The following is a 20,236-nucleotide window of genomic DNA, read 5'->3' as shown; positions in this document are numbered from 1 at the left end:
GCGATTTTTCCAGCAGGAGGCTCTTGTGTCATTTGAATATCTGAAAACCGCCATAAAGCAAAAGGGCTGTACCCTGCAACAGGTGGCGGATGCCAGTGGCATGACCAAGGGATACCTAAGCCAACTGCTGAATGCCAAAATCAAAAGCCCCAGCGCGCAGAAGCTGGAGGCGTTGCACCGTTTTCTCGGGCTGGAGTTTCCGCGCCAGCAGAAAAATATCGGTGTGGTATTCGGCAAGTTTTATCCGCTGCACACCGGCCATATCTATCTTATCCAGCGCGCCTGTAGCCAGGTCGATGAACTGCATATCATCATGGGCTATGATGACACGCGCGATCGCAGCCTGTTTGAAGACAGTGCCATGTCGCAACAGCCTACGGTGCCCGATCGTTTACGCTGGCTGCTGCAAACCTTTAAGTATCAGAAAAATATCCGTATTCATGCCTTTAACGAAGAAGGCATGGAGCCGTATCCGCACGGCTGGGACGTGTGGAGCAACGGGATCAAAACGTTTATGCAGGAGAAAGGGATCCAGCCAAACTGGATCTACACCTCTGAAGAATCAGATGCCCCGCAGTATCTGGAGCACTTGGGGATCGAAACCGTGCTGGTGGATCCCAAGCGAACGTTTATGAGCATTAGCGGCGGGCAAATCCGTGAGAACCCGTTTCGCTACTGGGAGTATATTCCGACCGAAGTGAAGCCGTTTTTCGTGCGCACCGTGGCGATTCTCGGCGGGGAGTCGAGCGGCAAATCGACGCTGGTGAATAAGCTCGCCAATATCTTTAACACCACCAGTGCGTGGGAATACGGGCGTGATTATGTTTTCTCCCATTTGGGCGGCGATGAGATGGCGCTACAGTATTCTGACTACGATAAAATCGCCCTGGGACAAGCGCAATACATTGATTTTGCTGTTAAGTACGCCAATAAAGTGGCGTTCATCGACACCGATTTCGTGACCACTCAGGCCTTCTGTAAAAAGTATGAAGGGCGTGAACACCCGTTTGTGCAAGCGCTTATTGACGAGTATCGCTTCGATCTGGTGATCCTGCTGGAGAATAATACCCCGTGGGTGGCGGATGGCTTACGCAGCCTTGGAAGCTCAGTTGACAGAAAAGCGTTTCAGACGCTGCTGGTCGAGATGCTGCAGGAAAACAATATCAATTTTGTGCACGTTCAGGAGCCTGACTACGACGGCCGCTTCCTGCGCTGCGTGGAGCTGGTGAAAGAGTTGATGGGCGAGCAGAGGTAGGTTTTAGAGGTAGGTTTTAATGCCGGATGCGCTGCGCTTATCCGGCCTACAAGTCGCACTAACCTCATAGACAGGATGGCGCTGTGCATATTCGGCCTACAAGTCGCACTAACCTCGTAGACAGGATGGCGCGGTGCATATCCGGCCTACAAGTCGCACTAACCTCGTAGGCCGGATAAGGCGTAACGCCGCCATCCGGCGCTTAACGCTAATTACTTAGAAATACGCTTGTACTTAATACGTTTCGGCTCCAGCGCATCGGCGCCCAGCGTACGTTTCTTGTACTCTTCGTATTCGGTAAAGTTACCTTCGAAGAACTCAACCTTACCTTCATCCTGGTAATCCAGAATGTGGGTGGCGATACGGTCGAGGAACCAACGGTCGTGCGAGATAACCATCGCGCAGCCCGGGAATTCCAGCAGGGCGTTTTCCAGCGCGCGCAGGGTTTCGATATCCAGGTCGTTGGTTGGTTCATCGAGCAGCAGCATGTTACCGCCAACCTGCAGCAGCTTCGCCAGGTGCAGACGACCACGCTCACCGCCGGACAGCTCGCCTACGCGTTTGCCCTGATCCACACCTTTGAAGTTGAAGCGGCCCACGTAGGCACGGCTTGGCATCTCGGTGTTGCCAATGCGCATGATATCCAGCCCGCCGGACACTTCTTCCCATACGGTTTTGCTGTTGTCCATGGCGTCACGGAACTGGTCAACGGAGGCCAGTTTGACGGTTTCACCCAGCGTGATGGTGCCGCTGTCAGGCTGTTCCTGACCGGACATCATACGGAACAGGGTAGATTTACCCGCGCCGTTCGGACCGATGATGCCGACAATTGCACCTTTCGGTACGGAGAAACTCAGATCGTCGATCAGAACGCGATCGCCGTAGGATTTACGCAGATTGGTGACTTCAACAACTTTATCGCCCAGACGTGCTCCAGGTGGAATAAACAGTTCGTTGGTTTCGTTACGTTTCTGGTATTCGGTGTTGTTTAGCTCTTCAAAGCGTGCCAGACGGGCTTTACCCTTAGACTGACGGCCTTTAGCGCCCTGACGTACCCACTCCAGCTCTTTCTCAATAGATTTACGGCGAGCCGCTTCCTGAGAGGCTTCCTGGGCCAGACGCTGATCTTTCTGCTCCAGCCAGGAAGAGTAGTTACCTTCCCACGGAATACCTTCACCACGGTCCAGCTCCAGGATCCAGCCCGCAACGTTGTCGAGGAAGTAACGGTCGTGGGTAATCGCCACTACGGTGCCTTCGAAGTCGTGCAGGAAGCGTTCCAGCCACGCGACGGATTCCGCATCCAGGTGGTTGGTCGGTTCGTCGAGCAGCAGCATGTCTGGTTTTTCCAGCAGCAGGCGGCACAGCGCAACGCGGCGGCGTTCACCACCGGAGAGATTCTCAATTTTAGCGTCCCAGTCCGGCAGACGCAGGGCGTCAGCGGCACGCTCAAGCTGCACGTTCAGGTTATGGCCGTCGTGCGCCTGGATAATTTCTTCAAACTTGCCCTGTTGTGCGGCCAGTTTATCGAAGTCGGCGTCCGGCTCGGCGTACTTGGCGTACACTTCATCCAGACCTTTCAGCGCACTAACCACTTCGGCAACCGCTTCTTCAACGGATTCACGAACGGTATGCTCTGGGTTTAGTTTTGGTTCCTGCGGCAGGTAACCGATTTTAATGCCTGGCTGTGGGCGAGCTTCACCTTCGATATCGGTATCAATACCGGCCATGATACGCAGCAGGGTAGATTTACCCGCACCGTTCAGACCGAGAACACCGATTTTGGCGCCAGGGAAGAAGCTCAGTGAGATGTTTTTAAGAATATGACGTTTCGGCGGAACGACCTTGCCGACACGATGCATGGTATAAACGAATTGGGCCACGTTGGACTCGCCTCTATGTTTATCGTGATGATGAATAGTTATCAAAGGCGAAGTGTAGCCTTTTTCATTGCCCAATCCCAGCCAGCAGATCCCACTCGCAACAAAAGTAAAAAAGTGTCCGTGACGTGGCGCATTCTGCAATGTCTGGTTAGCATGAATTAATTAAGCGGCATGATGCTGCACAGACGTAACATGAGAAGAGGAAGAGCTTGTGGACAAAGCCAATCAATTTACCTGGCGCCTGCTGGCAGCCAGCGTATGTCTGCTGACGGTCAGTCAGGTGGCGCGAGCCGACTCTCTGGATGAGCAGCGCAATCGTTATGCGCAAATCAAGCAAGCCTGGGACAACCGACAGATGGATGTCGTAGAGCAGATGATGCCCGGCCTGAAGAACTATCCTCTGTACCCGTATCTGGAATATCGTCAGATCACTGACGATCTGATGAATCAGCCCACCATTACCGTTACCAATTTTGTGCGTGCCAATCCGACACTGCCCCCTGCGCGTACGCTGCAATCGCGTTTCGTGAATGAACTGGCGCGCCGCGAAGACTGGCGTGGACTGCTGGCGTTCAGCCCGGAAAAACCGGGTACCACGGAAGCGCAATGTAACTATTACTTCGCGAAATGGAGTACCGGGCAAACCGAAGAAGCCTGGCAGGGCGCGAAAGAGCTGTGGTTGACCGGGAAAAGTCAGCCGAACGCCTGTGACAAATTATTTGGCGTATGGCGCGCCTCAGGCACTCAGGATCCGCTGGCGTATCTGGAGCGTATTCGTCTGGCGATGAAAGCCGGGAATACCGGTCTGGTGACGGCGCTAGCCGGACAGATGCCCGCGCAATACCAAACCATTGCCTCTGCGATCATCTCGCTGGCCAACGATCCGAATTCGGTGATGACTTTTGCACGAACCACCGGCGCCACTGATTTCACCCGACAGATGGCGGCGGTCGCCTTTGCCAGCGTGGCGCGTCAGGATGTGGAAAACGCCCGCCTGATGATCCCGTCCCTGGTGCAGGCGCAACAGCTTAATGATGAGCAAACCCAGGAGCTGCGCGATATTGTTGCCTGGCGTCTGATGGGCAATGATGTCACCGACGAGCAGGCCAAATGGCGTGATGATGCGATTATGCGCTCCAATTCCACCTCGCTTGTGGAGCGCCGGGTGCGCATGGCGCTGGGAACCGGCGATCGTCGTGGCCTGAATACCTGGCTGGCGCGTCTGCCAATGGAAGCAAAAGAAAAAGACGAGTGGCGCTACTGGCAGGCGGATCTGCTGCTGGAGCGCGGACGCGATGCGGAAGCCAAAGAGATCCTGCACCAGCTCATGCAGCAGCGTGGTTTCTATCCGATGGTGGCGGCACAGCGTCTGGGCGAAGAGTACGAGCTGAAAGTGGATAAAGCGCCAGCGAACGTTGATTCTGCGCTGACTCAGGGGCCAGAAATGGCACGCGTACGCGAGCTAATGTACTGGAACATGGATAATACCGCGCGCAGTGAATGGGCAAATTTGGTCACCAGCCGTACCAAGTCCGAGCAGGCTCAGTTGGCGCGTTACGCGTTCAACAATCACTGGTGGGATCTTAGCGTTCAGGCGACGATCGCCGGTAAGCTGTGGGATCATCTGGAAGAGCGTTTCCCGTTGGCCTATAAAGATCTGTTTACCCGTTACACCAGCGGCAAGGATATTCAGCCAAGCTATGCGATGGCGATAGCGCGTCAGGAAAGCGCCTGGAACCCGAAAGTGAAATCACCGGTCGGCGCCAGCGGGCTGATGCAGATTATGCCGGGCACGGCGACGCATACGGTGAAAATGTTCTCGATTCCAGGTTACAGCAGTCCGGGCCAGCTACTGGATCCTGATACCAACATCAACATTGGTACCAGCTATTTGCAGTACGTGTATCAGCAATTTGGCAATAACCGCATCTTTGCATCAGCAGCCTATAACGCCGGTCCGGGGCGCGTTCGCACCTGGCTTGGCAATAGCGCTGGCCGCATTGATGCTGTCGCGTTTGTCGAGAGCATTCCATTCTCAGAGACGCGTGGTTATGTGAAGAACGTGCTGGCTTATGATGCGTACTATCGCTATTTCCTCGGCGATAAACCGGAGCTGATGAGCGACGCAGAATGGCAACGTCGTTACTGATCGTGTCGATTGTGTTATGCTATCGTACTCGTTAAAGAGTACAAAAGGGGGAAGCAAGCACGCTTCCCCCGCAACGATGGCGATATCTTATGACTCAGCAATCACCCTATTCAGCAGAGATGGCAGAACAACGTCACCAGGAGTGGTTACGTTTTGTCGATCTGCTTAAACACGCCTACGAACAAGATTTACACCTGCCACTGCTCAATTTGATGTTAACGCCGGATGAGCGTGAAGCGTTGGGTACGCGTGTGCGTATCATTGAAGAGCTGCTGCGCGGCGAGATGAGCCAGCGTGAGCTTAAAAACGAGCTCGGGGCGGGGATTGCCACTATCACGCGGGGGTCGAACAGCCTCAAATCCGCACCGGTGGATCTGCGTCAGTGGCTGGAGCAGGTACTGCTGAAAAGTGTCTGATTTTCTCGTAGGCCGGATAAGGCGAAGCCGCCATCCGGCAATGGTGCGCGCTGCTTGCCTGATGGCGCTACGCTTATCAGGCCTACAAATTACAATGACTCATCGTATATCGCGTTATGAAACGGGCTGAGCGCCAGAATCACCGCCTGGTGATAGACGCTTGAGCGCGTCAGCTTGCCCGCGGTAAAAACGCCGATTGCGCCTTCTTTACGGCCAATTTCATCAATACCCGTATAGTCCGACATCACCGGGCCGAGTGCTTCACCTTTGCGGACTCTGTCGAGAATGACAGTCGGCAATGGCAGCGTGGCTGAACGGGCTTCACCGCGCTGAATGCCGTTATCAATCACCACCCAACTGAAGGTGGCGTCATCGTCAATTCCTGCTTCAATGGCGACCCAGAAATCGGCCTGCGGGTGCAGGCGGCGAGCGTTAACAACGCGATTTCGTGCGCCAGTGCGCGTTTCCTGGTTTCCGAAAGGTTGTTCCGGCACGCCACTCTCGACGGCGACGGGTTCAATATGGCAGGATCCTTCCCCGAAAATCTCTTCAAATGCCCGCAGAATTGCCTGAATTTTGGCAGGATTGGTGGTCGCAGAGATAACCTTGTGCATAATTAAGCTCAGTTTGAAAATTCATCGCAGAGTCTACTCTAAATAATTTGAGTAACAGAAAGGCGGTAAGCAAGGGAATCCTCAGGAACATAGATAACTATGTGACTGGGGTGAGCGAGCGAAACCAACGCATCTGTTACTCAAAGTATGACGAGTATATAACGGAAAAAAAGCATGTTACAGGTATACCTTGTTCGCCATGGCGAAACGCAGTGGAACGCCGAGCGACGTATTCAAGGCCAGTCAGACAGCCCACTAACCGCTAAAGGTGAACAACAAGCCATGCAGGTGGGTGAACGCGCCCGCTCGTTTGGTATTACGCATGTCATCAGTAGCGATCTTGGTCGTACACGACGCACCGCAGAAATCATCGCCCAGGCCTGTGGCTGTGATATCACCTATGACTCCCGTCTGCGCGAGCTAAATATGGGAGTGCTGGAAAAACGTCACATCGATACGCTGACGCCAGAGGAAGAGGGCTGGCGTCGCCAGTTGGTGAATGGCACGGTGGATGGTCGTATCCCGGAAGGGGAATCGATGCAGGAATTGAGCGATCGCGTCAACGCGGCGCTGGCATCCTGTCTGGAATTGCCGCCGGGAAGTCGTCCGCTGCTGGTCAGTCACGGTATCGCGCTGGGTTGCCTGGTGAGTACAATTCTGGGATTACCGGCATGGGCTGAACGTCGCTTGCGTCTGCGCAACTGTTCTATTTCTCGAGTTGATTACCAGGAAAGCTTATGGCTGGCGCCGGGATGGGTCGTTGAAACGGCAGGGGACATCTCACATCTGGACGCCCCTGCGTTGGATGAACTGCAGCGCTAGCGGCGAATCGGAATCAGGAATTCGCAGCGCAGGTTGATCGGGCGATCTCCCGCTTTGGCATCTTCTGCCGGGTAGTATCGCTCGATATCCTGTCCTTTACGGCGCGTCAGGTTCAGCATTGGCATGCATGTGCCGTAAACCGTCAGGATAAACTCTTGCACACCGGTTCCCAGCCCTTCGTAGGTAAACATCACGTACTCGCCACCCTGTAACAGGATAGGCTGCGCCGACAGCACATAGCCATTGGCCTGTTCCGGCGTCAGTGCTGTGGTGTAAAACACTTCCTGTTCGTCATCTTTTTCAATGCTCGGACGCGTTTCGTTAAGCCCGTACAGCACTGGCGGGATCGCCGGAGCCTGAGCAAGGAAGTCGCGCCAGAACTGAATACGCATTTCATGACGGAAATCTGAAATCTGTTCCAGCGAGCAGGAATAGCTTTGCGTGGTGCCGAGCAGTTGCGTATCTTCCAGGGTGACAAACTCGTGCGCAGGCATCGTAAATTCACCCAGTCGCATTGGTGGGCGAATACCGAATGCGCTCCATTCCGGTGAACGGCGATACAGCGCTGGTGTCTGCGAAAATTGTTTCTTGAATGCGCGAGTAAAAGTTTGTTGAGAGTCGAAGCGATATTGCAGCGCAATATCCAAAATTGGACGCGCAGTCAGGCGCAGCGCCACTGCGGATTTCGATAAACGACGGGCGCGGATATAGGCGCCAATAGCATGGCCCGTCACGTCCTTAAACATTCTCTGCAGGTGCCACTTGGAATAGCCTGCTTTTGCCGCCACATTGTCAAGCGACAAAGGCTGATCCAGATGACCTTCCAGCCAGATTAATAGGTCGCGAATAATGCCAGCCTGATCCATAAAATATCCTCATCCTTTCAACAACGAGTACCTGACGTCAGGTATGAGGATAATAGCATTTTTTGCTGTTTTAGCATTCAGTGTTTTTTTTGCTCATAAGTGCTTTTTTCGGACATACGAAAGCGTGATTATTGTAATCCTGTGATCTGTATACATTTTATCTTAAAATGTTTAATAATCACGCAGAACAACTTTTAAGAATGGTAACAATATGAAATATAAGAGCTTAGTCATTTCCTCAATTCTGCTGATGTTGGCGCAGGTCGCCCATGCGGAGCAGATTGGATCTGTCGATACAGTGTTCAAAATGTTTGGGCCGGATCATAAAATTGTGGTCGAAGCGTTTGACGATCCGGATGTTACCAATGTGACCTGTTACGTGAGTCGTGCGAAGACCGGCGGCATCAAAGGTGGACTGGGGCTGGCGGAAGATACTTCCGATGCCGCCATCTCTTGCCAGCAGGTTGGGCCGGTAGAACTGAGCGACAGAATCAAGAACGGTAAAGCTCAGGGCGAAGTGGTATTTAAGAAACGTACCTCGCTGGTGTTTAAATCTTTACAGGTCGTGCGTTTTTACGATGCGAAACGTAATGCGCTGGCCTATCTGGCCTATTCAGATAAAGTTGTCGATGGATCGCCCAAAAATGCCATCAGTGCGGTACCCATCATGCCGTGGCGGCAATAACAAGGAAGCACAATGCAACAGCCGTTGATCTGGTTGGTTGAGGATGAGCAGGGAATCGCTGATACGCTTATCTACATGCTGCAACAGGAAGGGTTTAGCGTAGAGGCGTTTGAGCGCGGATTTCCCGTGCTGGAGAAATCTCGCCAGCAATGCCCTGATGCCATCATTCTGGATGTCGGGCTACCGGATATCAGCGGTTTTGAACTGTGCCGACGTTTACTGGAACGCCACCCGGCGCTGCCGATCCTTTTTCTGACCGCGCGCAGCGATGAAGTGGATCGCCTGTTGGGGCTGGAAATTGGCGCAGATGACTATGTTGCCAAGCCTTTCTCGCCGCGCGAGGTGTGCGCTCGTGTGCGTACGCTGCTGCGGCGGGTGCAAAAATTCTCCACGCCTTCATCGATGACACGCTGTGGGGATTTTGAACTTAATGAGCTGGCCGCGCAGATTACCTGGTTCAGCATGCCGTTGAACCTGACGCGTTATGAATTCCTGCTGCTGAAAACATTGCTGATGTCGCCGGGACGTATTTACTCTCGCCAGCAACTGATGGATTTAGTCTGGGCAGACGCGCAGGATACCTTTGACAGAACGGTTGATACTCACATCAAAACGCTGCGCGCCAAGCTGCGGGCTATCAATCCGGAGCTTTCCCCCATCAATACACATCGCGGTATGGGATACAGCCTGAGGAATTGCTGATGCGCATTGGCATGCGTTTGCTGCTCGGCTATTTTCTGATTGTCGCGGTCGCCGCCTGGTTTGTTCTGTCTATCTTTGTGCAGGAAATTAAGCCAGGCGTCCGTCGGGCGACCGAAGGTACTTTAATTGATACCGCCACGCTGCTGGCTGCACTGGCGCGTGATGACGTGCTCTCTGACTCACCGGCTAACGGCAAGCTGGCGCAGGCATTTGCGCAGCTGCATAACCGCCCATTTAACGCCAACATCAGTGGCATTAACAAAGTGCGTAACGAATACCATGTCTACATGACCGACGCGCAGGGCAAGGTGTTGTTTGATTCCGCCAACCAGGCCGTCGGTCAGGACTATTCCCGCTGGAACGACGTGTGGTTAACGCTGCGTGGTGAGTATGGCGCCCGCAGTACGCCGCAAAACCCGAACGATCCGGAAAGCTCGGTGATGTACGTTGCCGCGCCGATCGTAGACGGTGGGCGTATTATCGGCGTGCTCAGTGTCGGCAAACCAAATGCGGCGATGGCACCGGTGATTAAACGCAGTGAACGGCGAATGCTGTGGGCCAGCGCCGTATTGCTGGGCATTGCCCTGGTGATTGGCTTCGGGATGGTATGGTGGATAAACCGATCTATTGCCCGGCTGGCGCGTTATGCCGACTCCGTTACCGAGAATCGCCCCGTCCCACTGCCTGATTTAGGCAGCAGCGAGTTACGCAAACTGGCGCAGGCGCTGGAAAGTATGCGTCTGAAGCTCGAAGGCAAGAACTACATTGAGCAGTATGTCTACGCGTTAACGCATGAGCTGAAAAGTCCGCTGGCGGCCATTCGTGGCGCGGCAGAGATATTGCGAGAAGGCCCGCCGCCAAACGTGGTAGCGCGTTTTACCGATAATATTCTGACGCAAAATGCGCGTATGCAGGCGCTGGTCGAAACTTTGCTGCGCCAGGCGCGACTGGAGAATCGACAGGACGTTACGTTGACGGCGGTGGAGGTAGATACGCTATTTGCTCAGCTCAAAGAGGCGCGTAGCGTGCAGCTGGCGGCAAAAAACATCACGCTGACCATTTTGCCTTCATCGCTTAGCGTCGCTGCCGATCCTGCGTTACTGGAGCAGGCGTTGGGGAATTTACTCGACAATGCTATCGACTTCACGCCACAGGACGGGACGATTACGCTGAGCGCGCATCAGCAGGAGGAGCGGGTCACATTGCAGGTTACCGACAGCGGTAGCGGCATCCCTGATTTTGCATTGCCGCGTATTTTTGAGCGCTTCTACTCGCTGCCCCGCGAGAATGGACACAAGAGCAGCGGTTTGGGGCTGGCGTTTGTCAGTGAAGTTGCACGACTGCATGAAGGTACGGTGACATTATCTAACCGACCAGAGGGCGGCGCACAGGCCTCGTTTACGCTTCACCGTTACTTCACATAACTTCAAATTCTCCGCACATAGCTGTTCTACCTTGCTGATATTGCAAAGGAGAACGCTATGTTTAAATCACCCCTGTTTTGGAAAATCGTCACCTTAGGCGGCGCCATAATACTGCTGTTAATACCACTGACGATGGTCAGGCAGATAATCGTTGAGCGATCGGATTATCGTGATGAAGTCGAAGATGCTATTCGTCAGAGTACCAGCGGGCCGCAAAAGATGGTCGGGCCGCTGATTGCCGTCCCGGTGACGGAACTGTATATCGAGCTGGAAGGCGACAAACAGATCCAGCGTAAGCGCAGCTATATCCATTTCTGGCTGCCGGAGTCGTTGGTGGTTGAGGGGAATCAGAACGTTGAAGCGCGTAAAATCGGCATTTATGAGGGCCAGGTCTGGCACAATGAACTCTCGGTGAAGGCCGAGTTTAACGCTGAACGTTTGCGTGATTTAAACCATCCCAACGTCAGCGTCGGCAAACCGTTTATCGTGGTTGGCGTGGGGGATGCGCGCGGGATCGGTGTGGTGCAAGCGCCGCAGATCAATGGGGAATCACTGGCTGTTGAGCCAGGGACGGGGCTGGATGGAGGGGCTCAAGGGATCCACATTCCGCTACCTGACGCGAGCTGGGCGGAGCAAAACCTGAGCATGGCGCTGTCGTTGAATTTGAGCGGAACAGGAGATTTCTCCGTTGTTCCGGTTGGCCGTAACAGTGAAATGACTTTAACCAGCAACTGGCCGCATCCCAACTTTCTGGGGGATTTCCTCCCGGCGAAGCGCGAAATCAGCGAATCAGGATTTAAGGCCCAGTGGCAGAGCAGCTGGTTTGCGAATAACCTCGGCGAACGCTTTGATGGCGAAAAGATTGGCTGGAAGGGAATGCCTGCATTTAGCGTTGCCGTCGCCACACCAGCGGATCAGTATCAGTTAACGGACAGAGCCACCAAATATGCCATTCTGCTGATTGTACTGACCTTTATGTCTTTCTTCGTGCTTGAAAGTATGACCAGCCTGCGTCTGCACCCGATGCAGTATCTGCTGGTGGGGCTATCGCTGGTGATGTTTTATCTGCTGCTACTGGCATTGTCTGAGCACATTGGTTTTACGGAGGCGTGGATTACGGCAAGCCTGGTGGGGGCGTTGATGAACGGGGTGTATCTGCAGGCGATATTACAGAGTTGGCGGAACAGTATTTTGTTCACCGTGGCGCTACTGGGGCTGGATGGGGTGATGTGGGTGCTGCTACGTTCACAGGACAGCTCTTTACTGCTGGGAACCGGCGTGCTGTTGGTGGCGTTGTGTGGCGTGATGTTCCTGACGCGTCATCTTGACTGGCACTCGCTGGCACAGCCAAAACCAAAGCCGACAGAAATTCCGAAGCCTCAGCCTGCGCAGAGTGACGAGTTTCGCTTATGGAAATAGGGCTGTGGTGAAATGAAAAACGGCGCATAATGCGCCGTTTTTTTACCTGTAAGGATTGAATTAATCCTGCAGGTCGCCGCAGAAACGGTAGCCTTCACCGTGAATGGTGGCGATGATTTCTGGCGTATCCGGCGTAGATTCGAAATGTTTACGAATGCGGCGGATAGTCACGTCAACGGTACGGTCATGCGGTTTCAGTTCGCGACCGGTCATTTTTTTCAGCAGTTCTGCGCGAGACTGGATTTTGCCCGGATTCTCACAGAAGTGAAGCATTGCACGGAATTCGCTGCGTGGCAGTTTATACTGCTCGCCGTCAGGACCAATCAGAGAGCGGCTGTTGATGTCCAGCTCCCAGCCGTTGAACTTGTAGCTTTCGACGCTACGGCGTTCTTCGCTGACAGTACCCAGGTTCATGGTACGGGACAGCAGGTTACGAGCACGGATAGTCAGTTCGCGCGGGTTAAACGGCTTGGTGATGTAATCGTCTGCGCCGATTTCGAGGCCGAGAATTTTATCGACTTCGTTATCACGGCCCGTCAGGAACATCAGCGCAACGTTAGCTTGTTCGCGGAGTTCGCGCGCTAACAGGAGGCCATTTTTCCCAGGCAGATTGATATCCATAATCACAAGGTTGATGTCATATTCAGAGAGAATCTGATGCATTTCCGCGCCATCTGTCGCTTCGAATACATCATAGCCTTCTGCTTCGAAAATGCTTTTCAACGTGTTGCGTGTTACTAACTCGTCTTCAACGATAAGAATGTGCGGGGTCTGCATGTTTGCTACCTAAATTGCCAACTAAATCGAAACAGGAAGTACAAAAGTCCCTGACCTGCCTGATGCATGCCGTAAATTAACATGATCGGCGTAACATGACTAAAGTACGTAATTGCGTTCTTGATGCACTTTCCATCAACGTCAACAACATCATTAGCTTGGTCGTGGGTAGTTTCCCTCTGGACCCGACAGTGTCAAAAACGGCTGTCATCCTAACCATTTTAACAGCAACATAACAGGCTAAGACATGCCGGACACCCAATAAAACTACGCTTCGTTGACATATATCAAGTTCAATTGTAGCACGTTAACAGTTTGATGAAATCAACGTATCCAAATGTTTGCTTTCATCACAAAATTGCAATATTACAACTAGTTGCACGAGCTAATTAATAAATGTAATGAATCCAACCAATGCGATCCATTTTAAAATAAATTATCATGGATAAACAGAGGGATATACAACTTTTGTTAACATAAAAAGCAATAGTACAGTTTGGAAATAGTTTAGCATTTTTTACCGGATGCGAAATCCTTTTTCAGTGACTTCTGTTAAAAAAATGTAAATTTGCGCTGCGTAATATGTTGATGTGCGTCACATTATTACTTGCAGACTGACCAAAAAGAGTATCGAAATGCGTTTAACAATTATTCTGGTTGCCCCTGCCAGAGCGGAAAATATTGGCGCGGCTGCCCGTGCGATGAAGACCATGGGATTCACTCAATTACGTATCGTTGACAGCGAGGCGCATCTGGAACCCGCCACGCGATGGGTCGCGCATGGATCGGGCGACATTATTGATAATATTAACGTTTTTCCAACGTTGGCCGAGGCGCTTCACGACGTTGATTTTACTATTGCGACCACCGCGCGTAGCCGAGCGAAGTTCCATTATTACGCCACCCCGGTCGAACTGGTTCCCCTGTTACAGGAGAAATCAACGTGGATGGATCATGCTGCGCTGGTATTTGGTCGTGAAGATTCTGGGCTGACCAACGAAGAATTAGCGCTGGCAGATGTACTCACTGGTGTACCGATGGTCGCTGACTATCCTTCACTCAATTTGGGGCAGGCGGTGATGGTGTATTGCTATCAATTAGCAGGTTTAATACAACAACCGGCTAAAAACGTTGAGGTGACAGATGAGCTTCAGCTCCAGGCATTGCGCGCACGCGTTTTGCGTTTATTAGCCACGCTGAACGTTTCTGACGACATCAAACTCACGGACTGGTTGCAACAGCGAATGGGTCTGTTGGGGCAGCGAGACACGGCAATGTTGCATCGTTTTTTACATGATATTGAAAAAAACATCACAAAATAAAATTTCGAACAGTTTTTGTTGTGTAGTGTTTTGTTCTTGGTTCAAGTGGGCTCGACATGCTGTATTGGTTGAAAGTAAAAGGGCAAGCAGTTGCTCATGAACAAGTTTCGGAATGTGATCAATTTAAAAATTTATTGACTTAGGTCAGCAGATACTTTAACCCTAAAAGAATACAAGACAGACAGATAATAATTACAGAGCACACAACATCATGAAACGCATCAGCATCACTATTACCACAACCATCACCATTACCACAGGTAACGGTGCGGGCTGACGCGTACAGGAAACACAAGAAAAAGCCCGCACCTAAACAGTGCGGGCTTTTTTTTCGACCAAAGGCAATGAGGTAAACCATGCGAGTGTTGAAGTTCGGCGGTACATCAGTGGCAAATGCAGAGCGCTTTCTGCGGGTTGCCGATATTCTGGAAAGCAATGCCAGACAGGGGCAGGTCGCGACCGTTCTCTCTGCCCCCGCAAAAATTACCAACCATCTGGTGGCAATGATTGAGAAGACCATCGGTGGTCAGGATGCTTTAGCCAATATCAGCGATGCCGAACGCATTTTCTCTGAGCTGCTGGTGGGTCTTGCCGCCGCACAGCCGGGTTTCCCGCTGGCGCAGCTCAAAGCCTTTGTTGAACAAGAGTTTGCCCAGATTAAGCACGTCCTGCACGGCATCAGCCTGCTGGGACAGTGCCCGGACAGCATCAATGCCGCGCTTATCTGCCGTGGTGAAAAAATGTCGATTGCTATCATGGCCGGCCTGCTGGAAGCACGCGGGCATAACGTGACGGTCATCGACCCGGTGGAGAAATTGCTGGCTGTCGGCCATTACCTCGAATCTACCGTTGATATCGCCGAATCTACGCGCCGCATCGCCGCCAGCCGTATTCCTGCGGACCACATGATTCTGATGGCAGGGTTTACCGCTGGAAATGAAAAAGGTGAGTTAGTGGTGTTGGGGCGTAACGGCTCTGACTACTCTGCCGCCGTACTGGCCGCCTGTTTGCGTGCCGATTGTTGTGAAATCTGGACCGATGTCGACGGCGTATATACTTGCGATCCGCGTCAGGTACCCGACGCCCGACTGCTGAAGTCGATGTCTTATCAGGAAGCGATGGAGCTTTCTTACTTCGGCGCTAAAGTGCTGCACCCGCGCACCATTACCCCTATTGCCCAGTTCCAGATCCCGTGCCTGATTAAAAATACCGGCAATCCGCAAGCGCCCGGCACGCTGATCGGTGCCAGCAGTGATGACGATGATTTGCCGGTAAAAGGTATTTCTAACCTCAATAACATGGCGATGTTTAGCGTTTCCGGCCCTGGAATGAAAGGTATGGTGGGCATGGCGGCGCGCGTTTTTGCCGCAATGTCGCGTGCGGGCATCTCGGTAGTGCTGATCACCCAATCCTCTTCTGAATACAGCATCAGCTTCTGCGTCCCGCAGGGCGACTGCGCGCGTGCGCAACGCGCCATGCAGGATGAATTCTATCTCGAACTGAAAGAAGGCCTGCTGGAGCCGCTGGCGGTGACTGAGCGTCTGGCCATCATCTCGGTCGTTGGCGATGGTATGCGCACCCTGCGCGGCATCTCGGCGAAGTTCTTTGCCGCGCTGGCTCGGGCGAACATCAATATTGTAGCGATCGCCCAGGGCTCGTCTGAGCGTTCTATTTCGGTGGTGGTGAATAACGATGACGCGACCACCGGCGTACGCGTTACCCATCAGATGCTGTTCAACACCGACCAGGTGATTGAAGTGTTTGTGATTGGCGTAGGCGGCGTGGGCGGTGCGCTGCTGGAGCAGCTTAAACGTCAGCAAACCTGGCTCAAAAAGAAACATATCGATCTGCGTGTGTGCGGCGTGGCGAACTCGAAGGCGCTGCTGACCAACGTCCACGGTCTGAATCTGGAAAACTGGCAGTCGGAGCTGGAGAGCGCGAAAGAGCCTTTCAATCTTGGGCGCTTAATTCGTCTGGTGAAAGAATACCATCTGCTCAATCCGGTGATTGTCGACTGTACGTCAAGCCAGGCGGTAGCAGACCAGTATGCCGACTTCCTGCGCGAAGGCTTCCATGTGGTTACGCCGAACAAAAAGGCCAACACGTCGTCGATGGATTACTACCATCAGCTGCGTTTTGCCGCCGCGAAGTCACGTCGTAAATTCCTGTACGACACCAACGTGGGCGCGGGCTTGCCAGTTATTGAAAACCTGCAAAATCTGCTCAGCGCAGGTGATGAACTGCAACGTTTTTCAGGCATTCTTTCTGGCTCACTGTCGTTCATTTTCGGCAAGCTGGATGAAGGCATGAGCTTCTCGCAGGCCACCACCCTGGCGCGTGAGATGGGCTATACCGAACCCGATCCGCGTGACGATCTTTCCGGTACGGACGTGGCGCGTAAGCTGCTGATCCTGGCCCGTGAAACCGGTCGTGAGCTGGAGCTTTCTGACATTGTCATTGAGCCGGTCCTGCCAAAAGAGTTTGATGACTCCGGTGATGTTTCCGCGTTTATGGCGAAATTGTCGCAGCTGGATGACGTCTTTGCCGCGCGCGTGGCGAAAGCCCGTGATGAGGGAAAAGTATTGCGCTATGTTGGCAATATCGAAGAGGACGGCGTTTGTCGCGTGAAAATTGATGCAGTAGACGGCAACGATCCGCTGTTTAAAGTGAAAAACGGTGAAAACGCGCTGGCGTTCTATAGCCACTATTATCAGCCGTTACCGTTGGTTCTGCGCGGATATGGCGCGGGTAACGATGTGACGGCGGCGGGCGTCTTTGCCGACCTGCTACGCACCCTTTCATGGAAGTTAGGAGTCTGACATGGTGAGAGTTTATGCCCCGGCTTCCAGTGCCAATATGAGCGTCGGGTTTGATGTCCTCGGTGCGGCGGTAACTCCGGTGGACGGTTCGCTGTTGGGCGATGTGGTGTCCGTTGAGGCGGCTGACCAGTTCAGCCTGAACAACCTCGGACGTTTTGCCAACAAGCTGCCGCCTGAGCCGCGAGAAAACATTGTCTATCAGTGCTGGGAGCGATTCTGTCAGGAGCTGGGTAAAAGCGTTCCGGTGGCGATGACGCTGGAAAAAAATATGCCGATTGGCTCCGGGTTAGGCTCCAGCGCCTGTTCCGTCGTGGCGGCGTTAGTTGCTATGAACGAACACTGCGGTAAGCCGCTCAACGATACGCGCCTGTTAGCGATAATGGGCGAACTTGAAGGGCGTATCTCCGGCAGTATTCATTACGATAACGTTGCCCCGTGCTTTTTGGGCGGCATGCAGTTAATGATTGAAGAAAACGGCATTATTAGCCAGCAGGTGCCAGGCTTTGATGAGTGGCTGTGGGTATTGGCGTATCCGGGGATTAAAGTGTCGACAGCAGAAGCGCGGGCAATTCTACCTGCGCAGTATCGCCGTCAGGACTGTATCGCTCACGGGCGGCATCTGGCGGGATTCATCCATGCCTGCTATTCCCGTCAGCCTCTTCTGGCCGCGAAGCTGATGAAAGATGTCATTGCTGAGCCGTATCGTACCCGCTTGCTGCCAGGCTTTAGCCAGGCGCGTCAGGCGGTAGCCGAAATTGGCGCACTGGCCAGCGGTATATCTGGGTCTGGGCCGACGCTGTTCGCCTTGTGCGATAAGCCGGATACGGCGCAGCGCGTAGCAGACTGGCTGGGTAAAAATTACCTGCAAAATCAGGAAGGCTTTGTTCATATTTGCCGGCTGGACACGGCGGGCGCACGGGTACTGGGATAATCAATGAAACTGTATAATCTGAAAGATCACAACGAACAGGTCAGCTTTGCACAGGCCGTCACGCAAGGGCTTGGCAAGAATCAGGGATTGTTTTTTCCGCACGATCTACCGGAATTCAATCTGACAGAAATCGATGAGATGCTGAACCAGGACTTCGTTAGCCGCAGCGCGAAGATCCTGTCTGCATTTATTGGTGATGAGATCCCTCAGGAGATTCTGGAAGAACGCGTGCGCGCGGCATTTGCCTTTCCGGCACCGGTTGCTCAGGTTGCCGCGGATGTCGGCTGTCTGGAACTGTTCCACGGCCCAACGCTTGCATTTAAAGACTTTGGCGGGCGCTTTATGGCGCAGATGCTGACGCACATTAGTGGCGACAAACCGGTAACGATTCTGACGGCGACCTCCGGAGATACCGGGGCGGCCGTTGCGCATGCCTTTTATGGCCTGAAAAATGTGCGCGTGGTGATCCTCTACCCGAACGGCAAGATCAGCCCATTACAGGAAAAACTGTTCTGTACGCTGGGCGGTAACATTGAAACTGTGGCGATTGATGGCGATTTTGATGCCTGCCAGGCGCTGGTGAAACAGGCGTTTGACGACGAAGAGCTGAAGGTGGCTCTGGGGCTGAACTCAGCTAACTCAATTAACATCAGCCGTCTGCTGGCGCAAATCTGTTACTACTTTGAGGCTGTGGCCCAACTGCCGCAAGAGGCGCGTAATCAACTGGTGATTTCCGTTCCCAGCGGTAACTTTGGTGATCTGACTGCCGGGCTGCTGGCGAAATCACTGGGCTTGCCGGTGAAGCGTTTTATCGCGGCGACTAACGTCAACGATACGGTTCCGCGCTTCCTTGCAGAAGGTGAGTGGGCGCCGAAAGCGACTCAGGCGACGTTATCGAATGCGATGGATGTCAGCCAGCCGAACAACTGGCCGCGCGTGGAAGAGCTGTTCCGCCGTAAAATCTGGCGTCTGAATGAACTGGGTTATGCCGCTGTCGACGATGCGACGACCCAGGACACCATGCGTGAACTACATGAGATGGGCTACACCTCAGAGCCGCATGCGGCAGTGGCTTACCGCGCGCTGCGTGACCAGCTAAACCCTGGCGAGTATGGCCTGTTCCTCGGTACTGCGCATCCGGCGAAGTTTAAAGAAAGCGTTGAAGAGATTCTTGACCTGACGCTGGCGTTGCCAAAAGAACTGGCGGAACGCGCGGATCTGCCGCTGCTTTCTCATCACCTGCCTGCTGATTTTGCTGCGCTGCGTAAGCTGATGATGACCCGCGGATAACGGTTGTGCCCGCTGGCATTTTGCTTAGCGGGCCAACAAAACCTGTAGGCCGGATAAGGCGTTAGCCGTCATCCGGCCTTTTTACTATTGCTCGTGGCGTTTAAATACCAGTTCGCCGTTTCCTGATGCTTCTTCATCAAAGAAATAGCCTTCGCTGTTAAATGCGGTCAATTGTTCCGGCTGCGTTAAGCGGTTCTCAATAATGTAGCGACTCATCAGGCCGCGCGCTTTTTTGGCATAGAAACTGATGACTTTGAACTTGCCGTTTTTCTCGTCGAGGAAGACTGGTTTGATAAGCTCAGCGTTGAGTTTTTTCGGCTTCACGGATTTAAAATACTCATCCGAGGCGAGGTTGATCACCACGCTGTCGCCTTGCGCTTCCAGCGCTTCGTTAAGTTTATCGGTGATGGTATCTCCCCAGAACTGGTAGAGATCTTTACCCTTCGCATTGGCCAGACGAATGCCCATCTCCAGACGGTAAGGCTGCATCAAATCCAACGGACGTAAAACGCCGTATAGCCCGGACAGCATCCGTAAATGCTGTTGAGCGAAGTCGAAATCCGCCTCGCTGAAGGTTTCAGCCTGCAACCCTGTATAGACGTCGCCTTTAAACGCCAGGATGGCCTGACGTGCATTGTCCGGCGTGAAGTCAGGCTGCCAGTCATGGAAACGGGTGGCGTTCAGATCCGCCAGCTTGTCGCTAATCCCCATCAGCTTGCCAATCTGCGGCGCAGAGAGCTGGCGCGCCACGTGAATAAGCTGCTGGGAGTGATCCAGCAGTTCGGGCAGCGTAAAACGTGTCGTTGCCAGCGGGCTTTGGTAGTCGAGCGTTTTTGCAGGTGAAATCAGAATCAGCATATCCAGT

Annotated in this window: 19 protein-coding genes and 1 other annotated feature; of the genes, 14 read left to right on the top strand and 5 right to left on the bottom strand. The window is 53.2% G+C overall.

Translation table 11 applies throughout. From position 1 onward, the window contains the following. The first annotated feature begins 25 nt into the window (after positions 1-25). Positions 26-1,255 (top strand): multifunctional transcriptional regulator/nicotinamide-nucleotide adenylyltransferase/ribosylnicotinamide kinase NadR, encoded by a 1,230-nt coding sequence (nadR, locus tag OGY37_RS22955; RefSeq protein ID WP_003829942.1) that lies wholly within the window; start codon positions 26-28, stop codon positions 1,253-1,255. Between the two features lie 212 nt (positions 1,256-1,467). Here the strand turns inward: nadR and ettA are convergent, their stop codons facing one another. Then, complete coding sequence (gene ettA / locus OGY37_RS22950; protein WP_003829940.1) at positions 1,468-3,135, bottom strand: energy-dependent translational throttle protein EttA; 1,668 nt, start codon at positions 3,133-3,135, stop codon at positions 1,468-1,470. A gap of 211 nt (positions 3,136-3,346) precedes the next feature. Between ettA and sltY the strand changes: the two genes are divergently transcribed. After that, positions 3,347-5,284, top strand: coding sequence for a murein transglycosylase (sltY, locus tag OGY37_RS22945; RefSeq protein ID WP_279275209.1), 1,938 nt, complete (start codon positions 3,347-3,349; stop codon positions 5,282-5,284). Positions 5,285-5,373: 89 nt separating this feature from the next. Continuing rightward, a complete protein-coding gene (gene trpR, locus OGY37_RS22940; protein WP_032934222.1) occupies positions 5,374-5,700 on the top strand; it encodes a trp operon repressor in 327 nt (108 codons plus the stop codon). Positions 5,701-5,789: 89 nt separating this feature from the next. Here the strand turns inward: trpR and yjjX are convergent, their stop codons facing one another. Beyond that, the gene (gene yjjX, locus OGY37_RS22935) at positions 5,790-6,314 is read right to left on the bottom strand and encodes an inosine/xanthosine triphosphatase (RefSeq protein ID WP_003829935.1); all 525 of its coding nucleotides are present in this window, start codon (positions 6,312-6,314) and stop codon (positions 5,790-5,792) included. Positions 6,315-6,488: 174 nt separating this feature from the next. Between yjjX and gpmB the strand changes: the two genes are divergently transcribed. Further along, on the top strand, positions 6,489-7,136 hold the full coding sequence (gene gpmB, locus OGY37_RS22930) for a 2,3-diphosphoglycerate-dependent phosphoglycerate mutase GpmB (protein ID WP_003019006.1): 648 nt from the start codon (positions 6,489-6,491) through the stop codon (positions 7,134-7,136). Here the strand turns inward: gpmB and robA are convergent. Continuing rightward, a complete protein-coding gene (robA, locus tag OGY37_RS22925) occupies positions 7,133-8,002 on the bottom strand; it encodes an MDR efflux pump AcrAB transcriptional activator RobA (protein ID WP_286621978.1) in 870 nt (289 codons plus the stop codon). The genes gpmB and robA overlap by 4 nt on opposite strands. A gap of 211 nt (positions 8,003-8,213) precedes the next feature. On the opposite strand from robA, the gene creA reads away from it, so the two are divergent. Genes creA through creD form a run of 4 tightly spaced genes read left to right on the top strand, consistent with a single transcriptional unit; the run spans position 8,214 to position 12,232 of the window. Beyond that, positions 8,214-8,687 carry a protein CreA gene (gene creA, locus OGY37_RS22920; RefSeq protein WP_003018998.1) on the top strand — a complete coding sequence of 158 codons (474 nt, stop codon included), beginning with the start codon at positions 8,214-8,216 and terminating at the stop codon, positions 8,685-8,687. A gap of 12 nt (positions 8,688-8,699) precedes the next feature. Further along, positions 8,700-9,389 carry a two-component system response regulator CreB gene (gene creB, locus OGY37_RS22915; RefSeq protein WP_003829928.1) on the top strand — a complete coding sequence of 230 codons (690 nt, stop codon included), beginning with the start codon at positions 8,700-8,702 and terminating at the stop codon, positions 9,387-9,389. Next, the gene (gene creC, locus OGY37_RS22910; RefSeq protein ID WP_126319326.1) at positions 9,389-10,813 is read left to right on the top strand and encodes a two-component system sensor histidine kinase CreC; all 1,425 of its coding nucleotides are present in this window, start codon (positions 9,389-9,391) and stop codon (positions 10,811-10,813) included. Before creB ends, creC begins: the two co-directional genes overlap by 1 nt. A 57-nt stretch (positions 10,814-10,870) precedes the next feature. Next, positions 10,871-12,232, top strand: a complete 1,362-nt coding sequence (gene creD, locus OGY37_RS22905; RefSeq protein ID WP_286621976.1) for a cell envelope integrity protein CreD — start codon at positions 10,871-10,873, stop codon at positions 12,230-12,232. Positions 12,233-12,292: 60 nt separating this feature from the next. Here the strand turns inward: creD and arcA are convergent, their stop codons facing one another. Continuing rightward, positions 12,293-13,009 carry a two-component system response regulator ArcA gene (gene arcA / locus OGY37_RS22900; protein WP_001194359.1) on the bottom strand — a complete coding sequence of 239 codons (717 nt, stop codon included), beginning with the start codon at positions 13,007-13,009 and terminating at the stop codon, positions 12,293-12,295. Positions 13,010-13,104: 95 nt separating this feature from the next. Here arcA and yjjY point away from each other — a divergent pair, with 95 nt between their 5' ends. From yjjY to thrC, 6 genes are all read left to right on the top strand, one after another. Then, positions 13,105-13,245, top strand: coding sequence for a YjjY family protein (yjjY, locus tag OGY37_RS22895; protein ID WP_042998021.1), 141 nt, complete (start codon positions 13,105-13,107; stop codon positions 13,243-13,245). A 399-nt stretch (positions 13,246-13,644) separates the two neighbouring features. Further along, positions 13,645-14,331 carry a tRNA/rRNA methyltransferase gene (locus tag OGY37_RS22890; RefSeq protein WP_148362470.1) on the top strand — a complete coding sequence of 229 codons (687 nt, stop codon included), beginning with the start codon at positions 13,645-13,647 and terminating at the stop codon, positions 14,329-14,331. Between the two features lie 206 nt (positions 14,332-14,537). After that, positions 14,538-14,664, top strand: a sequence feature (Thr leader region). Beyond that, positions 14,543-14,608 (top strand): thr operon leader peptide, encoded by a 66-nt coding sequence (gene thrL, locus OGY37_RS22885; protein ID WP_032337689.1) that lies wholly within the window; start codon positions 14,543-14,545, stop codon positions 14,606-14,608. Its footprint overlaps the feature before it by 66 nt. A 23-nt stretch (positions 14,665-14,687) precedes the next feature. After that, the gene (gene thrA / locus OGY37_RS22880) at positions 14,688-17,150 is read left to right on the top strand and encodes a bifunctional aspartate kinase/homoserine dehydrogenase I (protein WP_149384476.1); all 2,463 of its coding nucleotides are present in this window, start codon (positions 14,688-14,690) and stop codon (positions 17,148-17,150) included. A gap of 1 nt (position 17,151) precedes the next feature. Next, the gene (thrB, locus tag OGY37_RS22875; protein WP_128611311.1) at positions 17,152-18,081 is read left to right on the top strand and encodes a homoserine kinase; all 930 of its coding nucleotides are present in this window, start codon (positions 17,152-17,154) and stop codon (positions 18,079-18,081) included. Positions 18,082-18,084: 3 nt separating this feature from the next. Continuing rightward, entirely contained in the window at positions 18,085-19,371 is a 1,287-nt protein-coding gene (gene thrC / locus OGY37_RS22870) for a threonine synthase (RefSeq protein ID WP_286554456.1), read from the top strand. A gap of 84 nt (positions 19,372-19,455) precedes the next feature. Here thrC and yaaA read toward each other — a convergent pair whose 3' ends face one another. Next, complete coding sequence (gene yaaA / locus OGY37_RS22865; RefSeq protein ID WP_149281237.1) at positions 19,456-20,229, bottom strand: peroxide stress protein YaaA; 774 nt, start codon at positions 20,227-20,229, stop codon at positions 19,456-19,458. Positions 20,230-20,236: the final 7 nt, after the last annotated feature.

It is taken from the genome of Citrobacter sp. Cpo030 (assembly GCF_030333005.1).
Classification (GTDB): domain Bacteria; phylum Pseudomonadota; class Gammaproteobacteria; order Enterobacterales; family Enterobacteriaceae; genus Citrobacter; species Citrobacter portucalensis.
Note: the sequence above shows the minus strand (reverse complement) of the source record. Positions and strands in the feature narration are given on the sequence as shown.